Annotated in this window: 23 protein-coding genes; 7 read left to right on the top strand and 16 right to left on the bottom strand. The window is 72.4% G+C overall.

Features of this window, described 5'->3' with window-relative positions:
- Nucleotides 1-61 precede the first annotated feature (61 nt).
- Nucleotides 62-259 (top strand): hypothetical protein, encoded by a 198-nt coding sequence (locus H5965_RS38195; RefSeq protein WP_310975916.1) that lies wholly within the window; start codon nt 62-64, stop codon nt 257-259.
- On the opposite strand, the gene H5965_RS38190 is transcribed toward H5965_RS38195, so the two are convergent.
- From H5965_RS38190 to H5965_RS38150, 9 genes are all read right to left on the bottom strand, one after another.
- Complete coding sequence (locus H5965_RS38190) at nt 232-1,275, bottom strand: MFS transporter (protein WP_396136984.1); 1,044 nt, start codon at nt 1,273-1,275, stop codon at nt 232-234. The two genes, H5965_RS38195 and H5965_RS38190, sit on opposite strands and share 28 nt — an antisense overlap.
- A 172-nt stretch (nt 1,276-1,447) precedes the next feature.
- On the bottom strand, nt 1,448-1,810 hold the full coding sequence (locus tag H5965_RS38185; RefSeq protein ID WP_310975914.1) for an HPF/RaiA family ribosome-associated protein: 363 nt from the start codon (nt 1,808-1,810) through the stop codon (nt 1,448-1,450).
- Nucleotides 1,811-1,881: 71 nt separating this feature from the next.
- The gene (locus tag H5965_RS38180) at nt 1,882-2,448 is read right to left on the bottom strand and encodes a TetR/AcrR family transcriptional regulator (protein WP_310975913.1); all 567 of its coding nucleotides are present in this window, start codon (nt 2,446-2,448) and stop codon (nt 1,882-1,884) included.
- A 59-nt stretch (nt 2,449-2,507) separates the two neighbouring features.
- Nucleotides 2,508-3,821 (bottom strand): ABC transporter substrate-binding protein, encoded by a 1,314-nt coding sequence (locus H5965_RS38175; protein ID WP_310975912.1) that lies wholly within the window; start codon nt 3,819-3,821, stop codon nt 2,508-2,510.
- Complete coding sequence (locus tag H5965_RS38170; RefSeq protein ID WP_310975911.1) at nt 3,808-4,878, bottom strand: branched-chain amino acid ABC transporter permease; 1,071 nt, start codon at nt 4,876-4,878, stop codon at nt 3,808-3,810. Before H5965_RS38170 ends, H5965_RS38175 begins: the two co-directional genes overlap by 14 nt.
- Nucleotides 4,875-5,726: a branched-chain amino acid ABC transporter permease gene (locus tag H5965_RS38165; RefSeq protein ID WP_310975910.1), complete on the bottom strand. Its 852-nt coding sequence runs from the start codon at nt 5,724-5,726 to the stop codon at nt 4,875-4,877. Before H5965_RS38165 ends, H5965_RS38170 begins: the two co-directional genes overlap by 4 nt.
- Nucleotides 5,727-5,755: 29 nt before the next feature.
- The gene (locus H5965_RS38160; protein WP_310975909.1) at nt 5,756-6,463 is read right to left on the bottom strand and encodes an ABC transporter ATP-binding protein; all 708 of its coding nucleotides are present in this window, start codon (nt 6,461-6,463) and stop codon (nt 5,756-5,758) included.
- A complete protein-coding gene (locus tag H5965_RS38155) occupies nt 6,456-7,247 on the bottom strand; it encodes an ABC transporter ATP-binding protein (protein WP_310975908.1) in 792 nt (263 codons plus the stop codon). The genes H5965_RS38160 and H5965_RS38155 overlap by 8 nt, the downstream gene beginning before the upstream one ends.
- A gap of 225 nt (nt 7,248-7,472) precedes the next feature.
- The gene (locus H5965_RS38150) at nt 7,473-8,453 is read right to left on the bottom strand and encodes an ABC transporter substrate-binding protein (protein WP_310975907.1); all 981 of its coding nucleotides are present in this window, start codon (nt 8,451-8,453) and stop codon (nt 7,473-7,475) included.
- 297 nt (nt 8,454-8,750) lie between these two features.
- On the opposite strand from H5965_RS38150, the gene H5965_RS38145 reads away from it, so the two are divergent.
- Entirely contained in the window at nt 8,751-9,776 is a 1,026-nt protein-coding gene (locus H5965_RS38145) for a Shedu anti-phage system protein SduA domain-containing protein (RefSeq protein WP_310975906.1), read from the top strand.
- On the opposite strand, the gene H5965_RS38140 is transcribed toward H5965_RS38145, so the two are convergent.
- Both H5965_RS38140 and H5965_RS38135 read right to left on the bottom strand, forming a co-directional pair.
- Entirely contained in the window at nt 9,773-11,020 is a 1,248-nt protein-coding gene (locus tag H5965_RS38140; RefSeq protein ID WP_310975905.1) for an MFS transporter, read from the bottom strand. The genes H5965_RS38145 and H5965_RS38140 overlap by 4 nt on opposite strands.
- A 674-nt stretch (nt 11,021-11,694) precedes the next feature.
- Entirely contained in the window at nt 11,695-12,303 is a 609-nt protein-coding gene (locus tag H5965_RS38135) for a thioesterase domain-containing protein (protein WP_310975904.1), read from the bottom strand.
- A gap of 86 nt (nt 12,304-12,389) precedes the next feature.
- On the opposite strand from H5965_RS38135, the gene H5965_RS38130 reads away from it, so the two are divergent.
- The 3 genes from H5965_RS38130 to H5965_RS38120 all read left to right on the top strand — a co-directional run bounded on the left by H5965_RS38130 (nt 12,390) and on the right by H5965_RS38120 (nt 17,137).
- A complete protein-coding gene (locus H5965_RS38130) occupies nt 12,390-15,467 on the top strand; it encodes a BTAD domain-containing putative transcriptional regulator (protein ID WP_310975903.1) in 3,078 nt (1,025 codons plus the stop codon).
- Nucleotides 15,468-15,594: 127 nt separating this feature from the next.
- Nucleotides 15,595-16,365 (top strand): GntR family transcriptional regulator, encoded by a 771-nt coding sequence (locus tag H5965_RS38125; RefSeq protein WP_310975902.1) that lies wholly within the window; start codon nt 15,595-15,597, stop codon nt 16,363-16,365.
- A gap of 55 nt (nt 16,366-16,420) precedes the next feature.
- Complete coding sequence (locus H5965_RS38120) at nt 16,421-17,137, top strand: hypothetical protein (RefSeq protein WP_310975901.1); 717 nt, start codon at nt 16,421-16,423, stop codon at nt 17,135-17,137.
- Nucleotides 17,138-17,201: 64 nt separating this feature from the next.
- Here the strand turns inward: H5965_RS38120 and H5965_RS38115 are convergent, their stop codons facing one another.
- From H5965_RS38115 to H5965_RS38100, 4 genes are read right to left on the bottom strand one after another with little or no spacing between them, the layout of a single operon-like run.
- Nucleotides 17,202-18,509: a hypothetical protein gene (locus tag H5965_RS38115; protein ID WP_310975900.1), complete on the bottom strand. Its 1,308-nt coding sequence runs from the start codon at nt 18,507-18,509 to the stop codon at nt 17,202-17,204.
- Nucleotides 18,506-18,895, bottom strand: a complete 390-nt coding sequence (locus tag H5965_RS38110) for a PTS mannose transporter subunit IIAB (RefSeq protein ID WP_310975899.1) — start codon at nt 18,893-18,895, stop codon at nt 18,506-18,508. Before H5965_RS38110 ends, H5965_RS38115 begins: the two co-directional genes overlap by 4 nt.
- 9 nt (nt 18,896-18,904) lie before the next feature.
- Nucleotides 18,905-20,524 carry a PTS system mannose/fructose/sorbose family transporter subunit IID gene (locus H5965_RS38105; protein ID WP_310975898.1) on the bottom strand — a complete coding sequence of 540 codons (1,620 nt, stop codon included), beginning with the start codon at nt 20,522-20,524 and terminating at the stop codon, nt 18,905-18,907.
- Between the two features lie 6 nt (nt 20,525-20,530).
- Complete coding sequence (locus tag H5965_RS38100; protein WP_310975897.1) at nt 20,531-21,007, bottom strand: PTS sugar transporter subunit IIB; 477 nt, start codon at nt 21,005-21,007, stop codon at nt 20,531-20,533.
- Between the two features lie 339 nt (nt 21,008-21,346).
- Here H5965_RS38100 and H5965_RS38095 point away from each other — a divergent pair, with 339 nt between their 5' ends.
- Nucleotides 21,347-22,291 carry an MBL fold metallo-hydrolase gene (locus H5965_RS38095; protein WP_310975896.1) on the top strand — a complete coding sequence of 315 codons (945 nt, stop codon included), beginning with the start codon at nt 21,347-21,349 and terminating at the stop codon, nt 22,289-22,291.
- On the opposite strand, the gene H5965_RS38090 is transcribed toward H5965_RS38095, so the two are convergent.
- Nucleotides 22,288-22,785 (bottom strand): MarR family transcriptional regulator, encoded by a 498-nt coding sequence (locus tag H5965_RS38090; protein ID WP_310975895.1) that lies wholly within the window; start codon nt 22,783-22,785, stop codon nt 22,288-22,290. The genes H5965_RS38095 and H5965_RS38090 overlap by 4 nt on opposite strands.
- A 76-nt stretch (nt 22,786-22,861) precedes the next feature.
- Here H5965_RS38090 and H5965_RS38085 point away from each other — a divergent pair, with 76 nt between their 5' ends.
- Nucleotides 22,862-23,776 (top strand): EamA family transporter, encoded by a 915-nt coding sequence (locus tag H5965_RS38085; protein WP_310975894.1) that lies wholly within the window; start codon nt 22,862-22,864, stop codon nt 23,774-23,776.
- The last annotated feature ends 34 nt before the right edge of the window (nt 23,777-23,810 follow it).

Below are 23,810 nucleotides of genomic sequence, written 5' to 3'. Positions count from 1 at the left end.
ACCCCGCATCCGGGTGCGCACGGCATTTCCGTGGTGGCGGCGGTTCTTTAGCGTTGGCGTCATGAACAACGACAACGTTTCGACGCGTCCCTCCACCCCGGTCCTGCTGTGGCTGGTGCTGGTGATCAGTGCCACGGTCAACGCCGGTGGCCTCCTCGTGGGGCTGGATCTGCTGCCCCGGACGATCGCGGGCGGTATCGCGGTCGCGGCGATCGCGGGCCTGGTCACCCACTACGTCCGGCGGCGCAGGCAGGCGTAGGTCGCGAGCGCCCCCGCCACCAGCGCCGCCGCGGGCCAGAAGGGGTTCGCCACCGCCCCGGCCAGCACGGGGCCGGCCGTGGCGCCGACGTTCAGCGCAGCGGTCGCGTAGGACCCCTTCATCGTCGGAGCGCCCTCCGCCAGCAGCAGGATCCGGGCGATCACCGTGCCCCCGACCGCGAACGACAACGCGCCTTGCGTGAACGCGAGCGTGACGAGCACCGCCGGGACCGGCCCGGCCAGGGCCGCCGCGAGCCACCCGGCGAGCAGCAGCGGCCCACCGGCCGGCACCACCCGTGCGGGCCACCGGTCGGCGAGCCGCCCGGCCGCGGTGATCCCGGCGAAGCACCCCACCCCGAACGCACCGAGCACCACCGGTACCGGAGCGACACCGGCGGCCACCGGCGCCAGGTAGGTGAAGACCCCGAACGTGGCCGCGTTGACCAGCGCCGCGACGGCGAGCACCCCGGCCAGCGGTCGCAACTCCGCCAGCTCGGCCCGCAACCCGACCGGCCGCTCGCCCGCCACGGTGTCCGGAATCGACCACACCGCGGCGAACGCGGGCAGGCACAGTGCCGCCACCGCCCAGAACGCCGACCGCCAGCCGAACGCCGCGTCCAGCAGCGCTCCACCGGGCACTCCGGCGACGCACGCCACCGTCGTGCCGCTCAGCAGGACGGCGAGCGCGCGGCCGGGGCGCGCGAAACCGGTCGCCGCGGTCAGGGCCACGGCGAGGAATCCGGCGTTCGCCACCGCGGCCAGCACCCGCGTGGCGAGCAGGACGGCGAACGACGTCGTCAGCCCGCCCACGACGTGGGTCAGCGCGAAGAGCGCCAGGAAGCACAGCAGCGCCGTCCGCCGCCGCCAGGACCGGGACAGGGCCGCCATCAGCGGTGCGCCGGCGACCATCCCGGCGGCGAAGGCCGAGGTCAGGTACCCCGCCTGCGCCGCCGGGACGGCGAAGGCGGCGGCGATGCCGGGCACCAGCCCGGCCAGCATGAATTCGGACGTGCCCATGGCGAACACGGCCAGGGCGAGGAGGTAAAGGGGCACGGAAGCTCCAGGAGATCACGAGATCGGCAGGACGATTTCGTGGTCACCCGGCAACCCGGGAACGGGGGGTTATCGGGCCGCCGGGAAGACCGGCAGCCCGGTCCTGGACGCTTCGGGGCTCGACACGGCTTCGAGACTAGCCGATCACGGGGTCTTCCGGCGCGGGCATGTGCCGGATGCTGTCACTGCCCTTGTGGTCGTGGGCGCGTTCGTACCGGGAATCCAGCACGCGCACCAGCTTGTGCGTCGCCCCGGCGTAGGCGTCGTCCACCGTGGCCGCGTGGTGGGTGACCGCCACCGGCTGCTTGCCGCTGGGCCGGGCCTCGATCACGCACTTCTTGTCTTCCGTCTCGGCGCCGCCGTCTTCGCTGAGGTGCACCTCCACCCGGGTCAGCCACCCGCCGAACCGGGACAGGCCCTGTTCCAGGTCGGTGGTCACGTAGGCGGCCAGCCGTTCGCCACCGTGGACGTTGTGGTCGGTGTTGACCTGGATCTGCACGAGCACCCTCCTCGGCGAGACAACGATGATCCCGATCAGTACCACGGCGGCGGCGAAGTCAAACCGGTCCACTATGGACGGAGGCTGCGCAGCATCAGGTCCGCGAAGTGCTTCCCCACCTGCTCCCCCGAGAGCTCCCCCTCCGGGTGGTACCACATCCCCAGCCGGTGGATCGCGCCGAAGTGGTAGTTGATCACCAGGTCGGCCGGGACGTCCGCGCGGAAGACCCCGGACAGCTGCCCCTCGGCGACCAGGTCGCGCACCCGCTCGTGGTACGTCCGCCGCTCCGCGCGCACCTGGACCTGCTTGGACTTCTCCAGCAGCGGGAACGACTGGAAGAACACCGTCGCCGCGTCGAGGTCGGCGATGCTCGTGACCACGACGTCGGCGATGATCGCGTGCAGCCGCTCGGGCAGCGGCAGGTCCGACTCGGCGATCGTCACCATCCGCCGCGTCTGCATCCGCAGCATCGCCGCGTAGATCTCGAAGAGCAGGTCGTCCTTGGACTCGAAGTAGTGGTACAGCCCGCCCTTGGTGACGCCGGCTTCCTCGACGATCTCGCGGACCGTCGTCGCCTCGAAGCCCTTCTCGGCGAACAGCCGCACCGCCGCCCGCACGACCTTCTCCCTGACACTCATGTCGCCACCCTATGTGAGCGGACGGGCCGGCCCGTGGCACCCACGAGCCGGCCCGGACGTCACTTGCTCACCAGGTTGACCTGCTCGGGAGTGGCCCGCTCACCGGAGTACGGCGTGATCGCGCCCGTCCCCCGGTCGGTGACGGCCGGTGGCTGGAGCACCGTCGTCGTGGTGTCCGGGTTGATCTTGAACACGTACGCGCCCGTGTAGCCGGCGTGCGAGTCCTTCGAAAACCCGAACGGGGTCAAGCCCGGCCCCTTCAGCGCGCCGGAGCTCATCGCGTCGACGACCTTCTGCCGCGTCGGGTCCGGCCCGGCCGCCTTGAGCGCCTGCCCGAACGTGTAGGCCTGCACCATGCCGAACAGCACCGTGTTGGTGAAGGGCTCCTTCGCGATGTACTTGTCGTGGATGCCCTTGAAGTAGGCGACCCACGGGTCCGACGTCTGGGCGACGTCGGGCAGGTACCCGGTGCCGATCAGGCCGGCCAGCAGCTGCCCGCTGGAGACGCTGGCGCCGCCGCGCTTGGCGAAGTCCTGCAGCAGCCCGGACAGCGTCGCCGGGTCCGCGCCGATGCTGCTGACCACGAATTGCGGCTTGTACCCGATCTTCGCCGCGGCCAGGATGGACAGCGCGGTGAACGCCGGGATGCACGCGCAAACCACGACCTCGGCCCCGGCCGCCTTGAGCGCGGACAGCTGCGGCGTGACGTCGGTGTTCGCGCTGTCGTAGCCCTGCTTGGCGACGACCTGGTCCTTGACGAACTGGTCGAGCCCGGCCTGGGTGTCGCGGCCGACGTCGTCGTTCTGCGTGAAGTAGCCGACCTTCTTGCCCGCGAAGGTGTCCTTGACGTACTTGCCCTGGATCTTGCCTTCGCGGGTGTAGTCCACCTGGTACCCGAAGGTCATCGGCGCCTTCTGCGGGTTGTCCCAGGCGAGCGCGCCCGAGGACACCAGCAGGTCCGGGACGCCTTCGGAGTTCAAATACTCGACGACCTTCGAGTGCGTCGGCGTCCCCAGGCCACCGACGATCGCGAAGACCTTGTCCTGCAGCACGAGCTTCTTGACGACCTCGACGGTCTTCGTCGGGTTGTAGCCGTCGTCCTCCACCTTGTAGTCGATCTTGCGGCCGTTGATCCCGCCGCCGTCGTTGATCGCCTGGTAGACCGCGCGGGCCCCGACGGAGATCTTGCTGTAGCCGGGCGCGGCCGGGCCGGTGAGCGGCTGGTGGGTGCCGATGACGACGGCGTCCTTCGTCACGCCGACCGCCGAATCGGCGGCCTGCTGCCCGCCGCCGTCGCTTTCCCCCGCGCCGCCGCACGCGGTCAGCGTCAGGGCGAGGGCGAGGAACCCCGCGCCGTACCTAGTGGTTCTCATGGTTCTCCTTCTTTTCGGCGGGTCGGCGGAGAAGTCCGCGCAGCTTCCGGAAACCGCCCTGGATGCCGCGCGGGAAGGCGAGCACGACGACGATGAGGATCACGCCGTACACCGCGAGCGGGAGGTTGTTGGCCACGTCGGTGTTCAGGTGCAGGACGTCGGCGAGATCCTCGGACCAGGCCTGGAAGTACACGAGCGCGACGGCGCCCCACAGCGCGCCCCACAGGGACCCGAGCCCGCCCAGCACCACCGCGGCCAGCAGGCTCAGCGACAGCGCGGGCGTGAACGAGCCGGGTGCGGCGGTGCCCAGCAGGAACGCCTGCAGGCCACCGGCGAGCCCACCGCACACCGCGCTGACCAGGAAGGCGAGGATCTTCGTGCGGCCGACGGCGATCCCGCTCAGCGCGGCGGCGACCTCGTCGTCGCGGACCGCGCGGAAGTCCCGGCCGAGCCGGCCGCGGACGATGTTCACCACCAGCACCAGCGCGAGCAGCACGCTGAGCCAGACGATCCAGGTCTGCCAGCGCAGTTCCGGGACGCCGACACCGGCCGGTCTGCTGTGGACGGTGAAGTTCAGCCCGTTGCTGCCGCCCAGGAAGTCGGGGAACTTCCGGGTCAGCGCGGGCAGCCCGACGGCCAGCGCCAGGGTCGCCCCGGCGAGGTAGGGGCCGCGCAGCCGGGCCGCCGCCGCGCCGGCCAGCAGCCCGGCGAGCCCGCCGGCGGCCGCGGCCAGCAGCAGGTCGGCCCACAACGGGAACGACGGCACGTGCTTCACCAGCAGCGCCACCGTGTAGGCGCCGATGAACATGAACGCGCCGTGCCCCAGCGACACCTGCCCGGTGAGGCCGGTCAGCAGGGTCAGCCCGGCCACCGCGACCAGGTAGTACCCGATGGTCGCGAGGCGCAGGTTGGTGAACTCGTCGGTGACCAGGGTCAGCAGCACGACCACCGCGAACGCGCCCAGCGCGGCGAGCGCGTGGACGAGCAGCGGCGGCATCGTCCGGCGTTTCTTCTCGGCGGCCACCAGGACCTCGGGTGGTTCGGTGCGCACGCTCATACCCGCCTCACCTTGGCCCGGCCGAACAGTCCGCTGGGCCGCAGCGTCAGCACGACCACCAGGATGGCGAGCGCGGCGATCGTCACCATCTCCGGTCCGAAGTAGCCGGACACATAGGACAGCCCGACGCCGAGGACGAACCCGCCGGCGATGGTGCCCAAGGGGTTGTCGAGGCCGCCGAGCACCGCCGCGGTGAGCGCGTACACGAAGACGCCGTCCAGCACGTTCGGGAAGAGGAACGGCGGGGTGGCCAGCAGCCCGGCCAGCGAGCCGACGGCCGCGGCCAGTCCCCAGCCGGCGGTGAGCATCAGCCCGACCCGGACGCCGAGGGTGCGCGCCACTTCGGGGGCGAACGCGGCCGCCCGCATCCGCAGGCCCAGCGGCGTGTACTTGAACACCACCAGCACCAGCGCGGCGATGGCGACGACGACGAGCACCACGAACAGGTCGTTGGCGGAGAACCGGCCGCGGAAGTCGAAGGCGTACGGGAACGCCAGCGGCTCGTTGGACCAGATCATGCCCGCGACCGCCTGCAGCACCAGCAGCAGCCCGAGCGTGACGATGATCGAGCTGAGCTCGGAGCGGTGCCGCAGCGGCCGGATGAGCAGCCGTTCGGTGGCGACGCCCAGCAGCGTCCCGGCGACGATCGCGACGGCGAACCCGAGCCAGTAGCTGCCGGTCGCCTTCGTCACCGAGTAGGCGAGGTAGGTGGAGATCAGGGCGAGGGCGGGTTGCGCGAAGTTCACCACCCGGGTGGCCCGGTAGATGATGACCAGGGCGAGCCCGAGCGCCGCGTACACCGCGCCGGCCGAGATCCCGCCGAGGGTCAGGTCGAAGAAGTCCTGCATACCGGACCGTTCACCTCCAATTAGGACGGTCAGAAACCCAGGTAGGCGTGGCGGAGGCCGTCGTCGGCCAGCAGTTCCGCCGCGGTGTCGACGGCCACGACCCGGCCGAGCGCGAGGACGTACCCGCGGTCGGCGATGGACAGCGCGGAGTGCGCATTCTGCTCGACGAGCACGACGGTGAGCCCGGTGGAGGCCCGCAGGTCGCGCAGGATGCCCATGATCCGGGCGGTGATCAGCGGCGCGAGGCCGAGCGAAGGTTCGTCGAGCAGCAGCAGCGACGGCCGGCTCATCAGGGCCCGGCCGATGGCGAGCATCTGCCGTTCGCCGCCGGAGAGCGTCGAGGCGGGTTTCGCCGAACGTTCTTCCAGGGCCGGGAAAAGCTCGTACATCTCCCGGCGGGCGGCGGCCCGGTCGGCGCGGTCCCGCCGCCACAGCGCGCCCAGCCGGAGGTTCTCGTCGACGGTCAGCTCGGTGATGACGCCGCCGCCCTCGGGCACGTGCGCCACCCCGCCGCGGGCGATCCGGTCCGGCGCCAGCCCGGTGAGGTCCTTCTTGTCCCAGGCGATCCGGCCGCTGCGGGCGGGGTGCAGGCCGCTGATGGTGCGCAGCAGGGTGGTCTTCCCGGCCCCGTTCGCACCGAGCACGGCGGTGATCCCGCCGCGTTCGACGGTGATGCCGACGCCGTCGAGCGCGCGGACCGCGCCGTAGGCCACGGACAGGTCTTCGATCTCAAGCACCGGACGCCTCCTCGGCGGGGTCGCCGAGGTAGGCCTCGGCCACGCGGGGGTCGGCCTGGATCAGCGCCGGCGGCCCGGTCGCGATCACCTCGCCGAAGTTCAGCACCACCACCTGGTCGCAGACCTGCATGACCAGGTCCATGTGGTGTTCCACCAGCACCACCGCCATCTGCCGCCGCAGCGAGAGGATCAGCGTCGAGAGCTCGACGAGCTCGGCGGACGACAGCCCGCTCGCGGGCTCGTCGAGCAGCAGGAGGTCGGGTTCGGCCACCAGGGCCCGCGCGAGCGCCACCCGTTTCCGCACGCCGTAGGGCAGCACGCCGGGCAGCCGGCCGGCGAGGTCGGCGATCCCGAGTTCGCCCAGGGTTTCCCGGGCCCGCTCGGCCAGCTCGGCTTCGTCGCGAGCCGAGCGGCCGGCGCCGACGAGGGCCGGCAACGCGCCGGTCCGGGCGTGCCGGCCCGCGCCGGCCATCACGTTCTCGAGGACCGTCAGGCCGGGGAAGAGCCCGAGGCCTTGGAGCGTCCGGACGATCCCGAGCCGCGCGAGGTGCTCCGGGCGGTGCCGGACGAGCGGCCGCCCCCGCCACAGCACCCGGCCCGCCTGGGGCCGGACGAAGCCGCAGACGACGTTGAACAGCGTCGTCTTGCCCGCGCCGTTGGGCCCGATGACCCCGACGACGGTGCCGGCGTCGACGCTCAGGTGGACGTCGTGCAGGGCGGTGAGACCGCCGAAGCGCACGGTGAGGCCGTCGACCACGAGCAGGTCTTCGCCGGGAAGCGCCATCGATGACTCTCCTATCCCACCATGTGGACAACGTCGTACCGCGCGGTCGGTATGAAGAGACTGGGCTGCGGCGGCGGTCGTGTCAAGGTGCGAATCACCGAAACCGGACGGGCCCCCGGTGGTCTGAAAATTTCGGGATAACAGCCTTTGCGGAAACCCTTGGCCACATACGAAAAGAGGGCGGGTGCGCGATGCGCACCCGCCCTCCGGCGACCGGTCGCCGGCTCAGCCGGTGCCGGTCTGCGGGGCGATCATCGAAGAGGCGTCGAGCTTCGTCTGAACCACGCCCAGCTGCTGCAGCAGGTCCGGCACCCGCTGGATGCGGCGGGCGTCCAGGCTCGACCCGAAGGCGGGCATCACCATCAGGCTGGCGATGTCCTGGTCGACCTTGGCGTTGCGGACGACCAGCGGTTCGATCCGGGCCCGGTCGACCGCGGCACGGGTGGCGTTGAGCATCGCGCGCTGGAACGCCCGCATCGTCTTCGGGTGGTCCTGGACCCACTTGGCGGTGGCGCCGTAGCCGGTGAGCGGGAAGTTCTGGGTGCTGCCGCTGGCGGCGTCGATGACCGGGAACGCGCCCGCGGTCCGGGCGGCCTGGGTGAGGAACGGTTCCGGCTGGTAGGCCGCGTCGACCTTCCCCTGCGCCAGCGCGCCGCTCATCTCCGACAGCGGCATCGGCACCCACTGCACCTTGCCGGGGTCGACGCCGTGGTCGCGCATCACCGACCGGGTCAGCACGTCCGAAGCGGCGTTCTTCGAGCTGATGGCGATCCGCTTGCCCTGGAGGTCGGTCACCGTCTTGACCGGCGAGTTCGGCACGGTGACGACCTCGTTGCTGCGCGGGCTCGCCGACGTCCCGTCGGTCACCAGCTTCACGTCGGCGGCGCCACTGCTCTTGGCCAGGAAGAACAGGGTGTAGGTGGACAGCGCGAGGTCGTCCTGGCCGCTCGTCATCCGGCTGAGCGTCTCCTGCCCGCTGGCGCCGACGTCCGTCTGCACCTCGAGGCCCTCGGCCTTGAAGTACCCGCCCTCCTGGGCCAGCCAGAGCGGCGCGAGGTCGACGGTGGTGAGGATCGCGACCCGGATCGACGGCTTTTCGACGTCACCGGGAGCGGAGGAGCCCTTGACCTGGCTGCACCCGGTCAGCAGGACGGCGAAAGCCAGGGCGAGCACGGCGAGCCGGCGTGTCGAGGCGCGATGAAGCATGCCACTCCTCGGAGAGAATTATGGGGACCACGGAATACGGCTCGTTCGGCCGTGATCAGCGGGACTGTAGATGACGATTTCCCGGGCCGCAAATGCGTTGCCGAGAAATATGTCCCGTCAGGTTCACGCGAAAGAGTGACAAGAAGGCGAACGGGTAACCTACTGACAGGACGGTCAGGAGGGCCGGAAAGAAACCGTCGTCACGTGGCCGGGTTTCGTGATCTTGCCACCGCAGGTAGTGACCTCGGGTTGCGCTGATCGTCGTAACGCCACCGAGTGGCGGCGCGACTGCCTGGCGTGACCTCCTCACCCGGCGAACCGGATCCCGCCGACGAGTTGATCAGGCGGATCGAAGAATCGACACCCCCCGGCTACCGGCACGTCGAATCCACGGTCGTCCACCGGGGCGAAAACGTCTACAAAACCGCGACCCTCTATTACGTTCCCGAACAAAGCGGCGACGGTCAGTTGATCCTGGTGGTCAATTCCTGGACACCGCGACCCGATTTCTCCGGGTTCGACCTGCGGCCCGGCGCGAGCGGGTGGACGTGCGAGGACGCCGACATCGCCGAACTGCACCGGTTCCTCTCGGGCCGTTTCGAGACCCCCGAGCCGGACGTCCCGCTCGCCGCCGTCATCCGGAAGGTCCAGACGGGCGAAGCGGACGCGGGCCAATTGGCCCAATTGGCGGAAGCGCTGGCGGACGCCCCGAACGCGGCCGGAGTCCTGGCCGCGCACGGCGCCGGGCAGGTGCTGCTCGACGGCATCCAGGCCGCGAAGCAGCGGGACGTCATCACGGCGCTTTCGGAAGTCGTCCGGGATCCGGCGGCCAAGGAGAACGAATTCCAGAAGATCCTCGAGGAAAGCTGGTGGATGTTCGGTGGAAAGTTCGTCGACAAGGCGAAGCGGCGGCACCTGACGGTGATGACCCAGCTCGACGTCCCGCTGATCCGCGCCGACGGCGCGCTCCACGTCGTCGAACTGAAACGGGCCTGCGTCCCGGATCTCGTCATCCCCCACCGGAACTACTTCGTCGTCGGCCCCGAAGTGAACAAGGCGGTCGGCCAGAGCATCAACTACCTGCGCGAATTCGACGAAGAACGCACCACGATCAAGGAGAAACTCGGCATCGAATGCCGCCGCGCGTTCGCCACGGTGGTCATCGGCGACCCGCAGCACGTGCCGGACCCCAAGGCCCGCGAGCACGTCCCCGACACGCTCCGGACGTACAACGCGCACCTCGGGCGCGTCGAGGTGATCACCTACGCCGACCTCATCCAGGGCGCGGAGAAGGCGCTGGAACTGGCGCCGTCGCCGGGCTAACCGCTGTTCGCGGCCTCGGCGGGGGTCGAGAAGCGGCGCAGGCCGGGCGTCACCGCGCCGACGAGCACCACCGCCAGCACGCACAGCACCCCGCCGCTGACCAGCGCGAAGGTTCCCGAAACGGCGCCCGCGACGAGCCCGCCGCGCAGGTTGCCGACGTCCGGACCGGCCTGGCCGACGATCTGCTCGGCGGCCGCGACCCGGCCGAGCAGCGCGTCCGGCGTGGCCAGCTGGACGAGCGCACTGCGCGAGACCACGGAGACTGTGTCGGCCGCCCCGGCGAGGACGAGGCAGGCGAGGCCGAGCCACCGGTCCGGCGCCAGGCCGAACCCGGTCAGCGCGGCTCCCCACAGGGCCGACCCGGCGAGCATCACGCGGCCTGGCCGAGGCAGCCGCGTGAAGGTCCCGGAGGAGACGGACGCCACGACCCCGCCGACCGCGATGGCCGACAGGAACAGGCCGAGCGTGCGCGGATCGCCGGCGAAGCGTTCGGCGTTGACGAGCGGGAACAGGCTGATCGGCATGGAGAGGACGGTGGCGGCGAGATCGGTGAGCAACGCCCCGCGCACAACGGGCGTCCGCACGAGGAAGGCGAGCCCATCGACCACCCCCCGAAGCCCCGGCCGCGACGGCTCGCCATCGGGCCGCATCGCGGGCAGGCCGAAGACGCCGTAGAAGGCGAGGCAGAAGGTGAGAGCGTCGACGACGTAGCAGCCGCCGACGCTGACCCACCCGAGAACGAGCCCGCCGAGCGCGGGGCCGAGCAGCATGGCGCTCTGGAAGGCGATCCGGTTCAGAGCGAGCCCGGCGGCCAGCTGGCCGGGCGGCAGCAGCCGCGGAACGAAGGTCCGGGCGGCCGGCCCACCACAGGCGACAAAGCACGACTGGGCGGCGACCAGTGCCAGCACCGCAACAACCGGAACGTCCCCCAGAAACCCCTGCACGGCAAGGAGAATGGAGCAGACAGCCTGCCCGGTGGTGGCAACGAGGGCAACCTTCCGCCGATCAACCCGGTCCACAAGCGACCCGCTGAACAGACCGAAGACGACAATGGGCAGAGCTTGCGCAAGCCCCACGGCCCCGGTCCACAGGGTGCTCCGAGTCAGTTCCCAGACCTGGAACATGACGGCAACAAGGGTCATCTGCGAGCCAAAGCCGGAGAAGACCCGCCCCAGCCAAAGCCGCCGAAAGGGCGGCGAGGCACGGAGCGGACCGAGGTCGACAAAGGCGCGGGCCAGAGACACGGGGAGATTGTAACAGTGCTTATACATCACTGGTGAGCAGCAGCAGGAAGCTTGTCATCGGAGGAGCTGGGTGGTCATCCCGTCGCCTGAGGCCGTGAAAATCGCTTTGAGCCGGGCCCGCAACCCACAGCGCAGAGCGGGCCGACGACGCAAGCTTGCGGGCCCGGCTCAAAGTGATAGGCCTCGTTCAGGCGACGGGATGGCCACCCTGCGGCCCACCTCCCCAGAGCGGGCTGACAGCGGTAGTTGTGGTCATCCCGGAGCCTGCCTGTCCGGCGAGGACGCTTTTGTCTTTCTGCCGCGGCAGAAATCTTTGCCGCGGCAGAGGCGGGTCCGACCTCCCCCGCCCCTCCGGTGGGAGTGTCAGTCGTCGCCCGGGTGTGTCAAGGCGGGAAAGCGTGCCTTGACACACCCGGTCGCCGACTGAAGAGAAGGCTGGGATGAGGGGCGGGGGAGGTCTGGTGACGTCGTTGGTCGGGTTGCGTTGCCGGCCGCCGGTCCGCAGGTGGCGATGCCGTGGTCGCCTTGCGCCCTCGGCCGCCGGTCCACAGCGCCCTCAGCCCGGCTTGCGCCTCCGGCCGCCGGTCCGCAGCGCCCCAACCCGGCCCGCGCCCCCGGCCGCCGGTCCCCCGTCTGGCGATGCCGTGGCCACAGCCGCCCCCGGCCGGCGAGCCCTAAGCCAGCTTCGGCGCCTGCACCGCCATCGCCGAAATCAACTGCGTCGAGCGCAGCACAGCATCACGCAGGATGGCCGCGCTGTCCTGCGCCCGCGCCGGCGTGAGCACGAACCCCGCGCTCGTGTGCTCGCCCCATCCCGTCATCACGTGCGGCTCGCCGAAGCCCCTGATCGGGCACGGCAGCGGCGGGGCCACCGGGAGGTGCGCGTCACTCGCCAGCAGGCTGACGTCCGCGCGGCCCGCCTGTTCCGGCACCGCGCGCGCCGCCCGGGATGGGGGTGCCTGGTGTGCCACGACGAGTGCCCGCGGGACCCCCAGTCCCGCGGCCACCCGGCGCTGGGCCAGCCGGTAGGCGACCAGGGCACCGAGCCCCGCACCGAACAGCACGTGCGGGGTCTCGAGCGCCCCGGCCAGTTCCCCGGCCAGTGCCTCGACCACCAGCCACATGTCGCGGTAGGGGTGCTCGTCCCGGCGTTCGCCCCGGCCCGGCAGCTCCACGACCTGCACCGCGATCCTCGGATCGCGCCAGGCGCGGTAGCGGCCGGCGGCTTCCCCGGCGTCCGGGAAGCAGACGAACAACAGACGCTGGACGTCGTCTCGGTCCACCCGTGGCCTCCCTTCCAGCCTGGCCGGGGATAGGGTCGTCCACAGCACTTCCGTTTCGCTTCGGTCCGTCTTCCGGGGGGCATCACGTGCGCTACCGCCTGCTCGGACCGGTCACCGTCCTCGGTGACGCGGGCCCGGTCCGCCCCGGCGGCCAGAAACAGACGTCCGTGCTGGCCGCGCTGCTGCTGAACCCCAACCGGGTCGTCACCGAGGACCGCCTCATCGACCTCACCTGGGGCGAGAACGCGCCGCCGAGCGTCCGCGGGCGGCTGCAGGTGCACATCTCGGAACTGCGGAAGCTGCTCGGCCGCGACGTCATCGTGCGGCGCGCGCCCGGCTACGTCATCGAGGTCGCGGCCGGCGATCGGGACCTCGACGTCTTCGACGAGGAGGTCGCCAAGGCCCGGGCCACTTCCGGGGCGGACGCCGTCGCGCACCTGCGGGCCGCGCTCGCGCTGTGGGACGGCACCCCGCTCGGCGGGGTGAGCGAGTCACTCGCCGAGTACGAAGGCCCGGCGCTGGCCGAACGCCGGCTCATCGCCCTCGAGGAGCTGTACGAACAGGAGCTCGTCGCGGGACGGCACGGCGAGGTCGTCGGGGAACTGCGGCGGCTCGTCGACGAACACCCGTTCCGCGAGCGCCTGCGGGCCGCGCTGATGCTCGCCCTGCACCGCTGCGGCCGCACCCCGGAAGCCCTGGAAACCTACGCGCGGGCGCACCGGCTGCTGGTCGACGAACTCGGCATCGAGCCCGGCCAGGCCCTGCAGGACCTGCGGATGCGGATCCTGCGCGGCGAGGGCGAACCGGCGCCGCCCGCCGCCCCGGCCGTCCCGCGGCCCGCCGAGCTGCCGCTGGACGTCCGCGGGTTCGCCGGCCGGGCGCCCGAGCTGGCCGCGCTCGACGAACCCGGGGACGTCTGGGTGATCACCGGCACCGCCGGCGTCGGCAAGACCGCGCTGGCCGTGCACTGGGCCCACACCGCGCGGGCGCGCTACCCCGACGGCCAGCTGTACGTGAACCTGCGCGGCTTCGACGCCGAAGACGAACCGCTCACCCCGGCCGCCGCGCTCGCGCAGCTGCTGCGGACCCTCGGCGTCGACCTGCGGGACGTCCCGCCCGGCGTCGACGACCAGAGCAAGCTCTACCGGACGCTGCTGGCCGACCGGCAGGCCCTGGTCGTGCTGGACAACGCCCGCGACCCGGCCCAGGTGCTGCCGCTGCTGCCGTCGTCGGGGCGGGTGCTGGTGACCAGCCGCCACCGGCTCGACGAGCTCGTCGCCCGCGTCGGCGCGCGGTCGCTCGGCCTGGCGCAGCTGCGCGAGGCCGACTCGCAGGCGCTGCTGACCGCGCTGCTCGGCGACCGGACGGCCGCCGAGCCCGAAGCGGCGGCCGAGCTGGCCCGCCTGTGCGGCCACCACCCGCTGGCCCTGCGGATCGCGGCGGCGAACACCGGCGTCGCCAGCATCGGCGAGCTCGTCGACGAGCTGCGCGGCGACCCGCTGGGCCACCTCGGCTTCGACGGCGAAAGCGCCGTCGCCAAGGCCTTTTCGGTGTCCTACCAGGCACTGGCGCCCGGGCTGCGGCAGGCGTTCCGGCTGCTCGCGCTGGTGCCGGGCACCGACTTCACGGCGATCGCCGCGTCCGCCCTGCTGGAGGTGCCGGTCGACGAGGCGACCCGGCGGCTGCGCGGGCTGATCGCGGCGAACCTCCTGGAAGCGCACGCGCCCCGCCGGTACCGCTTCCACGACCTCGCCCGCCGCTACGCCGAACAGTGCGTCCGCGCCGAGGAGGACGAGCCCGCGCGCGAGGAGGCGTGGGAGCGGCTGTTCACCGGCTACTGCGCGGCCGCGGACGCCGCCGTCGCGCTGCTCGGCGCGCGGATCGTGGCGCTCCCCCGCGAGGACGCGCCCTCGGCGCCGAGCCCGGTCGCCTTCGCGGGTGCCGCGGAAGCGGTGGCCTGGCTGGACGTCGAGGTGCCCAACCTCTCGGCGGCCCTGCGCCAGGCGGCGGCGCGCGGGCCGTACCCGGGCGCCTGGTACCTCGCCGACGCGTTGCGGCGGTTCTTCCACGACCACGGGCGGCGCGCGGAGTGGCTCGAGCTGGCCCCGATCGTGCTGCGCGCGGCGCAGGACCACGGCGCCCAGCCCGCCGAAGCGCTGGTGCACCTGTCGATGGGCGGCGCGTACTTCCGCGAGGGCCAGCACGAAGCGGGCATCCGGCACTCGGAGAAGGCGGTGCTGGCCAGCCGCGCGTGCGGGTGGCGCCAGTGCGAGGCGACGGCGGTGGCGAACCTCGGCGCGATGCTGGAGTGGACGGGCCGGCTGTCGGAGGCCGTCGAGCACAGCCGGCGCGCGATCCAGCTGTTCCGCGAGCTGGCCAACCGGTCGGGCGAAGCGCTGGCGCTCAACTCGCTGAGCTGCCACTACCGGCAGCTGGGGCGGCTGGAGCAGGCGGAGGACTGCCTGGTGGAGGCGATCGCGCTGGCCCGCAAGGAGGATCTGGCGTTCTGGGAGGCGGCCAACCTCGCCGACCTCGGATCGGTTCTCCTGGCGACCGGGCGGCTGGCCACCGCGGGCGAAATCCTCGACCAGGCACTGGGAGCGTTCCGCGACCTGGGCTCCAGCTTCGGCGAGGCCACGACGCTGAACGTGGTGAGCGCGTTGCAGATCGCCCGCGGCGACCTCCCGGCCGCGGCGGCCACGGCGAAGACGGCCTTGGAGTGCGTCCGCCGCGACGGCGACCGCCAGGTGGAAGCGGCGGCCTTGATCGCGCTGGGCCGGGCGGAGGAGAGCCGGGGCGACCTGGCGGCGGCCGAGCGGGTGCTGCGTGAGGCGCGGTCCCTGACGGCGGAGTCCGGGCTGCGCGGCCAGCTGGCGGAGGCGGCGGCGACGCTGGCCCGGGTGCTGGCGGCCGACGGACGGCCGGGCGAGGCGGGCGAGCACGCCCGGACGGCCCTGGACGCGGCCCGCGCGGGCGGGTTCCGCGTGGTGGAAGCGGAGGCGCTGCTGGGCTTGGCGGCGGTCCAGGAGGCGGCCGGGCGTTCGATCCTGGCCGGCGGGACGGCGCGCGAGTCCCAGGCGCTGTACCGCGCGGTGGGGCACGTGACGGGGGAAGCCCTGGCCGGCGAGTTCCTCGCACGGCTCGGCGACCGCGCCACGGGCTGACCGGAACTCCGGCTTCCCAGCGAGCCTGCGTCAACCTGCGGGAAACCGGCTTTGCCGCCGCTTTGCCCTGGCGCTCCAAGGCTCGCCGGGTGTTACCTCCCCGGCCGGGGCGCGACATACTGAAGGCATGCCCCGTCCGAAACACGTCGCCGCGAGCGATCTGCGTCTGCCGGACGCGCTGCAGCCGGGGCGGCCGAAGGGCGACCAGCTGCGGGAAATCCTCGAAAGCGCCGCCACCGAGGCCGGGCCGGGGCGGCTGATGCCGTCCGAACGGTTCCTCGCCGAGCACTTCCAGGTGGCCCGCGGCACCGTCCGGCAGGAGATCAACCGCCTGGTCGCCGACGGCATCCTCTACCGCCAGCACGGCACCGCGACCTTCACCGCCGAGCGGCAGGCCGCGCACATCGACATGCTGACCTCGTTCACCGAGGACATGCAGGCCCGCGGCGTCGTCCCGAAGACGAAAGTCCTGCACGCCGAGGTCGAAAGCGCCGGCCCCCGCATCGCGGGCCGGCTGAACGTGCCGCCCGGCGCCCGGGTCTTCCGGCTGGAGCGCCTCCGCTACGTCGAAGACGAGCCGTTCGCGGTCGAGCGCACCAACCTGAGCGTCGACCGGTTCCCGGACATCGAGCTGTTCGACTGGGAAACCCAGTCCCTGCACCGCACGATCGAGGAACGCTGGGGCGTGCGCCCGGAGTGGAACGACACGGCCATCTCCGCGGTGCTGCCCAACAGCCACGACGCCGCCCTGCTCGGCATCGAAGCCACCCAGCCGTGCCTGATCATCGAGGGCACGCTGCACGACCAGAGCGGCGGCGTGATCGAAGCCGGCCGGTCGCTGTACCGCGCGGACCGCTACACGGTGTTCACGCAGGCGCGCCGCAGCCCGGCGTCCTGAGGCAACCCCCGGCGCCCGGCCCGCGTGGTAGCGGAAACGGCGCAAGGGGGGCCCGATGGCGACACGGAAGACGCGACAGCTCCTGCTGCTGGCCACCGTCCTCGGCGCGGTGCTGGCGACCAGGTCCACCCGCCCGCCGCGCGTCCCCGAACCGAGGCCGCTCGTCGAGCCGCGTGCGGTGCCCGAGCCGCCCGCGGTGAGCTACGGCGACGACCTGCACCGGCCGGCGCTGCTGCTCGGCGTCCTCGCGGCGGCGGCGGTGGTCAGCGTCTGGTCGGCGCACCAGCAACGCCAGGCCGACGCGGCGCTGGTCGCGGGCCTCGGCTTCGGCGCGATCGCGGCGGCGGTATGGGCGGTCGCGTACTGGCGGGGCGACCTGTGGCCGGACGAGGGCTTCGCCCGGCTGTCGTTCGGCATGTTCGGCCTGCTCCTGCTGGCCCTGTCCGGCCCGGCGCTGGTGACCGAGCTGACGCTCACCGACCGCGGCACCCCGGTCGCGGCGGAGGTGTCCCCGGCCCGCCCGGCCGGCGCCTACCGGCTCGTCGTGCCGGGAAAACCGGCCCCGCTACCGGGCGACCTCCGCACAACGACCGAATTCGCCCCCGGCGACCGCACGACGGCGCTCGTCGACCCGGCCCGTTTCGTCCGCCCGATGCCGCGCGACGAGGTCAACCCGCACCTCGACACCGGCTTCGTCCTCGCCGGCACGGGCATTCTCGCGATCGCCCTGCTCAGCTTGGGAGCACCGGTCGGCGCCGCCCGCCGACGCTGATCCGGTGACGCCTCCCCGGCTCCGTCGCCCTGGTCAGCCCGGGAGCGGCGATTCCCCCTTCGGCTCAACAGCTGATCCGGTGCGCCCGCAGGACCTTCAGGCAGTGCTCCACCAGTTCGTCCCCCGCCTCCGGGCTGAACAGCGTCACGTACGACTCGTAAATCCCGTCGCGGTGGCCGTCCGCGTCCGGGAGGTAGCCCAGGTACCCGTCCGTGTAGCCGATCACGCGGGTGTGGCGGAACGGGCTGCCGCGGCGGATGCGCAGGCCCAGCGAGGCGAACAGCTCGAACGGTGTGTGCAGCCAGGCGATCTCGCCCAGCGACACCACGCTCACCGGCACCTCCGCACAGCCCGTCGGCCGGCCGCTCGCCGCCATCGTCGCCAGCATCGCGCAGCCCTCGTAGCGGGTCTGGGCGATGCGGACCGCCGGGTGGTCCTCGCCGTGGCAGGCCAGCTCGCGCTGCCACTCCGCCTCCGCCGCCTGGCGCAGCCCGATGCTGTCCTCCAGCGAGGGGATGTCGCGGTAGGGCAGGTGCAGCGTCGAGCGGGTCAGGCGGACCGGGCCGGCCGTCGCGGGCGGGGTCGTCACCGTCGCCAGGGTGCGGGCGATCGACGTCGCCAGGTGGCCGCCGAGCGTGCGGACCTCGGCGTGGTCGCGCCCCCGGCGGACGAAGCGGGAGCTCGCGTCCCCCGCCGCGCCCTGCAGGAACGCCGCCACCGGCTGGCCGACCAGGGTGGCCAGCTCGCGGCGGGTCGCTCCCGGCCAGTCCGCCGACCAGGCCAGGTTGTCCGGGCCGAGCACCGTCGGGTGGCTGGCGTAGTCGAACAGCAGCGCGGCCGGCGTGCCGTCGTCGCGGCGCAGCTCGAGCACGCCGAACGACGTGTCGTGCGGGCCGTCCGGCCGGTAGCGGTTGCCGCCGACGGCTTCGGTCGTGCCCGCGTGCCAGCGGGCGCGGACCCGGCCGCGGCCGGCGCGCAGCCGCAGCGCCGCGCCGGTGACCTTCTCCGCCATGCCACCGACCAGCCCGGCGTCGCGCCGCCCGGGCAGGCCGGGGTGCAGCGGGCCGGTCCAGCCCTCGGGCCCGGAGTGCGTGTGCGACGCGCAGACGAGCACGCGGTCCGGGTTGATGCCCACCGCCGCGGCGACCGCGTCGGCCAGGGTGCGGGTCAGGCCGGCGTCGACGGCGAGGGCGTCCAGCGCCACCCACACCACGCCGGGGTCGTCCTCGGTGGACAGCCAGATCAAGGACGCTTCGAGGTCGTCGTGCGTGCCGGTCGCGACGCCGTCCCGGGCCAGGTAGCCGCCGAGCGGGTGCCCGGGTCCCGGCGTGATCCGGACGTCTTGCGCGGCGAGCAGGAGCGCGGCGGTCACCAGGTCGATTCCAGGACGTCGACGACGCCGTCGCGGCCGGCGGCGCGCGCCACCCCGGCCAGCTCGGTGACGTCGTCGGTCGTGTGCAGCAGGACTTCCAGCAGCATCGGCAGGTTCAGGCCCGAGACCAGCTGGAGCCGCGGGTGCCCGGCCGCGAGCGTGCGGACGGCGTTGAACGGCGAGCCGCCGTGCAGGTCGGCGAGCACCAGCACGCCGGGGGCGTCGCCGGCCAGCGCGAGCACGCGGGCGCCGAACTCCTCCGGGCTGTCGCGCGGGCTCAGCTCGCAGACCTTCAGCCGCGACTGCGGGCCGAGGATCATCTCGGCGGCTTCCCCGACGCCGGAGGGCAGCCGGCCGTGGCCGGCGAGGATGATCGGGACGGGCATGGCGGACTCCTAACCTTTCGCCGGGGCCGATGGCGCGAACCAGCCGAGCCACCCCAGGACGACCCCGGCCACGACGACGATGCCGATGACCCAGACCGGACGCAGCCGCGCCTTGACCGTCAGCAGGTACACCCCGGCCGTGACGAGCACCGGGAGCAGGAACGGGAGCAGTTCGTCGAGCCGGTCCTGGATCGCCACCGACTGCGTCACCGGCTGCCCCTGGACCGTGGTGGTCTGCCGGTAGGTCAGCGTGGTGACGACCTTGACGATCGACGGGATGAACCCGCCGAGGACGACGAACCCGAGCACGGTCGCCCCCTGGGCGACGCGGGCGAGCGCCCCGGCGGCGAGGTGCCCGGCCAGGCGCTTGCCCTCGCGGTAGGCGAAGGAGAACTGCCAGCGCCGCACCAGCGCGTACGGCACGAGCACCATGACGGCGGCGAAGGCGGGCCCGAGCCAGTTGCCCTGCAGCGCCCACGACGCGCCCATGGTGAAGACGATGCTGTTGTACAGCGCGAAGACGACGGTGTCGCCGATGCCGGCCATCGGCCCCATCAGCGCGACCTTCGTGCTCGCCGCCGACTTCGGCGTGCCGGCTTCTTCGAGCGCGACGCTGGAGCCGAGGATCAGCGGGCCGCCGACGAGCACCGAGGTGTTGAAGAACTGCAGGTGCCGCTGCAGGCCGGCGACGTAGTCGGCCTTCTCCGGGTACAGCCGGCGCAGCACCGGCTCCATCGAGTACGCGAAGCCGAGCGCCTGCATCCGCTCGTAGTTCCAGGAGATCTGGCTGGACCAGAAGTACCGGCGGAACACCCGCCGCAGGTCCTGCTTGGTCAGCCGCGGGTCCACTGTGGACTCATCGGCGGGCGCTTCCGGCACGGCGATCGCCGGTTCGTCGCGCTTCAGCGTCACGAACAGCATCGCGACCGCGACGCCGATCAGCGCGATCCCCAGCACCGGCAGGTGCAGGTAGGCGAACCCGACGAACCCGATGAGCAGCAGGTACCAGTAGCGCGAGAGCTCCATCATGCCGAGCAGCAGCGCGAAACCGACCGCCGGCAGCAGCGAACCGGCCAGCGTCATGCCCTGGACGAACCCGGCCGGGATGCTCGCGGTGATGTCCTTGACCAGCCCGCCGGACGCGGCGAGCGCGGCGAGGAACGTCGGGACCGCGCGCACGGCCACCCACGGGACCAGGCTCACCCAGTGGATCATGGCCAGGCCGCGGGCGTTGCCGTCGGCGGCGTAGCCGTCGGCCCGGTGCACCAGCCCGGTGGTGACCATCTTGCCGACCGGGTCCAGCGCCGCGAGCAGGATCGCCGCGGGCAGCCCGACGCCGATGCCGATCGCGGCCTGCGCGGCCGGGGCGCCGGCGGCCCCCGCGGCGAGCGCGGTGCCGACGATGGCGCCGGTCTGGTAGTCCGGGATGGTGGCGCCGCCGTAGGTGTAGACGCCGAGGGCGGCCAGCTCCAGCGTGGCGCCGATGAGCAGGCCGAGCAGGGGGTGCCCGGTGATCAGCCCGGCGACCGAGCCGGCGATCAGCGGGCGCTGGGCGTAGATGAGGAACGGCCCGAGGCCGTCGTAAGTGCAGTAGATCGCCCACAGGGTCAGGGCCAACGCGACGAGCATGCGGAGCTAGAGCCCTTTCCGGTCGAGCAGCGGGACGAAATCGGCGGGCTTGTCCTGCGGCAGCAGCTGCGTGACGAGCGGGACGCCGCCGGCGGCGAGCTTGCGGTAGGCGTCGGCCTCGTCCGCGGTGACCGCGACCGAGCGGGTGACCATGGTGTAGGGCTCACCCGGCCGGGGGGCCGCGTTGCCGACGTTGACGACCTCGGGCCGCAGGCCGCCCTCGACGAGGCGGAAGACGTCTTCCGGGTGCTTGGCGATGATCATGACGTCCGCGCCGGCTTCGGCGGCCAGCGTGGCCTCGACCGAGAGCACGTCCGTGGGCAGTCCCCGCGCGGCCTGCGGGAGCAGCATCCGCTGGAGGTCGTCGGCGGCGACGTCGTCGTTGCACACGACCAGCCGGCGCACGCCGAGGCGGCGGGTCCACGCGAGGGTGACCTGACCGTGGATGAGCCGGTTGTCGATCCGGACGTGTGCCCCCGCCATGTTTCTCCTCCCGGCCGGCAGGAGTCATACTGGTTCGTACCAGTATCTGTGTCAACACCGCCGGTGACCGGCCTTCGCGCGGCCGACGGAAGGACCCCTCAGACCTTCCGTCGGCCCACGAGCGCGAAGTCCCCCTGGATTTTCTTCCCGGACCCTCCCATAAAGGTATATACCAGTATGGACGGTTGTGATCGACTGTCAAGACCTCGCACCACGGCAAATCCGAAAAATTCTCGACCGGTCAGCCGACAGAAATCGGCGGGAACATTCCGGGGGAATCCGCGCAACCTCACCCCGTCACCGTCGTTAACCGCATCGTCCGTTCAGGGGAGGAAAGCCATGCCGGCCGTCAGATCGAACATCGTCCCGCTCCGGCACGCCCGGCCCGGAACGGTGGCGTACGTGAAGAGCCCGGCCGAGTGGTTCGTCGCGAACAGCGGCTGGATCCAGGGCACCGAGCGCGTCGCGCTGATCGACACCTGCGGCACCGAGCGGGCGACCCTGGAACTGCTGCGCGACGTCCGCAAGTACGCGGGCGACCAGGAACTCACGGTCGTCATCACGCACGCGCACGGCGAACACCACAACGGACTCGGCGTCGCCCTCCGCGACGGCGGCACCGCACTGGCCGCACCCGGCAGCCTCGACCTGGTCAAGGCCGGGCCGCAGACGTACGGCAACGTCTTCACGTACACGCATTGGGGCGTGCTCGAGCCGCCGGAGCCCGAAGCCGTCCGGCCGGTGACCGGCTGGCACGAGCTGGACCTGGGCGGCGCGGTGATCGACGTCGTGGCTGTACCGGGGGTCGCGCACACGGCGGGCGACCTGGTGGTGCACGAGCCGCGCTCGAGCACGCTGTTCACCGGCGACCTGGTGTTCATCGGCGACACCCCGATGGCGGTGCACGGTTCGATCCCCGGCTGGCTCGACGCGCTCGACTGGCTCCAGGACACCTTCCGCCCGCGCACCCTGGTCCCCGGCCACGGCCCGGTGGCGACGCCCGCGCACACGGCGTTCCACGCGATGCGCGTCTACCTGGAATGGCTGCTGGAAGCGACGGTGCGGCAGTCGAACTTCACGACGCTGGCGAAGCAGGCGTCGCTGCGGTGGCCCTCGTGGCGCAACCCGGAGCGGCACATCGGCAACCTGATGCGCGCGTACGCCGACCAGCACGGCCGCAAGCTCGACGTCGACCTGGCCATCGACGCGGTCCTGGCGGCCGCCGGCGGCCGGATCGACCTGGACCTGCTGCTGGGCAGCGAACCGGTCCGGCAGATCTCCTAAGGAGCCGAGCCGCCGAGGCTTTCCAGGAGGGTCCGCAGCGTCGCGGCCAGTTCGTCACGCTCATCCGCGTCCAACGCGGCCAGGATCCGGTGCTCGGTCTCGACGTGCTCCGGCAGCACCCGGTCGATCAGCTCCCCGCCCGCCTCGGTCAGCCGTACCCGGACCCCGCGGCCGTCCGCCTCGTTCGGCGTGCGCTCGACCAGCCCGCGCGCCTCCATCTTGTCCAGCCGCTGGGTGATCGCCCCCGACGTCACCATCGCCGAGCGCATCAGCTCCGTCGGCGTCAGGCGGTACGGCGGGCCGCTGCGGCGGAGGGTGGCGAGGACGTCGAACGTCGCGCGGTCCAGGCCGTGGCGGGCGAACGTGCGGCGCAGCTCCGCGTCGACCAGCGCGCTCAGCCGGGACAGCCGGCCGATCACCCCCATCGGGGAAACGTCGAGGTCGGGGCGCTCGGCGTGCCACTGCGCGAGCACCCGGTCCACGTGGTCCGCCATCGGCACAGCGTAACCGATGCCTTAGCGGTAAGCGAACAGGTAGCCAAGTACCTTAGCACTGAGGTAATCTGCCTTAGTGCTAAACAAACGGCTGCTCCTCACCGCCCTCGCCCCGGCCATCTGGGGCACCACCTACCTCGTCACCACCGAGTTCCTGCCGCCCGACCGCCCGCTGCTCGCCGCCGTCCTCCGGGCCCTGCCGGCCGGCCTGCTGCTGGTCGCGCTCACCCGCCGGCTGCCGAAGGGCGACTGGTGGTGGCGCTCGCTCGTGCTCGGCACGCTGAACATCGGCGCGTTCCTCGCCCTGCTGTTCGTCGCCGCCTACCGGCTGCCCGGCGGGGTCGCCGCCACCCTCGGCGCGCTGCAGCCGCTGCTGGTCGCCGGCCTGTCCACCGGCCTGCTCGGCGAACGCCTGACCCGGCGCACCGTCCTCGCGGGCGTGGCCGGGGTCGTCGGCGTCAGCCTGCTGGTGCTGCAGTCCTCCGCGCGCCTCGACGCGATCGGCGTCGCCGCGGCGGCCGGCGGCGCGGTCGTGATGGCCACCGGCGTCGTGCTCAGCAAGCGCTGGACGTCCCCCGCACCCCTGCTGGCGACCACCGGCTGGCAGCTCGTCGCGGGCGGGCTGGTGCTCGTGCCGGTCGCGCTGGCCGTCGAGGGTGCGCCGCCCGCCTCGCTGTCCGCGGCGAACCTCGCGGGGTACGCCTACCTCTCGCTGATCGGCGCCGCGTTCGCGTACGCCCTGTGGTTCCGCGGGATCCGCGCGCTGTCGGCCACGCACGTGACGTTCCTCGGGCTGGTGAGCCCGGTCGTCGCCACCCTGCTCGGCTGGCTCGCCCTCGGCCAGCGGCTGACACCGTGGCAGCTGCTCGGCGCGGCGATCGTGCTGGCCGCCGTGGTCTCCGCGCAACGGCGCCCGTTGGTCCGGACGGGGGCTGATAATTATCAGCCTTTGACAACTCCTCGCCGGGCCACCGACGCTGAAATGGTCTGAACAACTTGCGATCACCGGCCTCGACGAGGAGGCG

Origin of the sequence: Amycolatopsis sp. 505, from assembly GCF_031625235.1 — a bacterium.
Classification (GTDB): Bacteria; Actinomycetota; Actinomycetes; order Mycobacteriales; family Pseudonocardiaceae; genus Amycolatopsis.
The sequence above is the reverse complement of the archived record's forward strand: the minus strand, read 5'-3'. Positions and strand labels throughout refer to the sequence as shown.

Excerpts from the sequence above, each read along its gene's own strand:
- H5965_RS38195 (WP_310975916.1), top strand. The coding sequence starts at position 62 with ATGAACAACGACAACGTTTCGACGCGTCCCTCCACCCCGGTCCTGCTG.
- H5965_RS38190 (WP_396136984.1), bottom strand. The coding sequence starts at position 1,275 with ATGGGCACGTCCGAATTCATGCTGGCCGGGCTGGTGCCCGGCATCGCC.
- H5965_RS38180 (WP_310975913.1), bottom strand. The coding sequence starts at position 2,448 with ATGAGTGTCAGGGAGAAGGTCGTGCGGGCGGCGGTGCGGCTGTTCGCC.
- H5965_RS38175 (WP_310975912.1), bottom strand. The coding sequence starts at position 3,821 with ATGAGAACCACTAGGTACGGCGCGGGGTTCCTCGCCCTCGCCCTGACG.
- H5965_RS38170 (WP_310975911.1), bottom strand. The coding sequence starts at position 4,878 with ATGAGCGTGCGCACCGAACCACCCGAGGTCCTGGTGGCCGCCGAGAAG.
- H5965_RS38165 (WP_310975910.1), bottom strand. The coding sequence starts at position 5,726 with ATGCAGGACTTCTTCGACCTGACCCTCGGCGGGATCTCGGCCGGCGCG.
- H5965_RS38155 (WP_310975908.1), bottom strand. The coding sequence starts at position 7,247 with ATGGCGCTTCCCGGCGAAGACCTGCTCGTGGTCGACGGCCTCACCGTG.
- H5965_RS38150 (WP_310975907.1), bottom strand. The coding sequence starts at position 8,453 with ATGCTTCATCGCGCCTCGACACGCCGGCTCGCCGTGCTCGCCCTGGCT.
- H5965_RS38125 (WP_310975902.1), top strand. The coding sequence starts at position 15,595 with ATGCCCCGTCCGAAACACGTCGCCGCGAGCGATCTGCGTCTGCCGGAC.
- H5965_RS38120 (WP_310975901.1), top strand. The coding sequence starts at position 16,421 with ATGGCGACACGGAAGACGCGACAGCTCCTGCTGCTGGCCACCGTCCTC.
- H5965_RS38110 (WP_310975899.1), bottom strand. The coding sequence starts at position 18,895 with ATGCCCGTCCCGATCATCCTCGCCGGCCACGGCCGGCTGCCCTCCGGC.
- H5965_RS38105 (WP_310975898.1), bottom strand. The coding sequence starts at position 20,524 with ATGCTCGTCGCGTTGGCCCTGACCCTGTGGGCGATCTACTGCACTTAC.
- H5965_RS38100 (WP_310975897.1), bottom strand. The coding sequence starts at position 21,007 with ATGGCGGGGGCACACGTCCGGATCGACAACCGGCTCATCCACGGTCAG.
- H5965_RS38095 (WP_310975896.1), top strand. The coding sequence starts at position 21,347 with ATGCCGGCCGTCAGATCGAACATCGTCCCGCTCCGGCACGCCCGGCCC.
- H5965_RS38090 (WP_310975895.1), bottom strand. The coding sequence starts at position 22,785 with ATGGCGGACCACGTGGACCGGGTGCTCGCGCAGTGGCACGCCGAGCGC.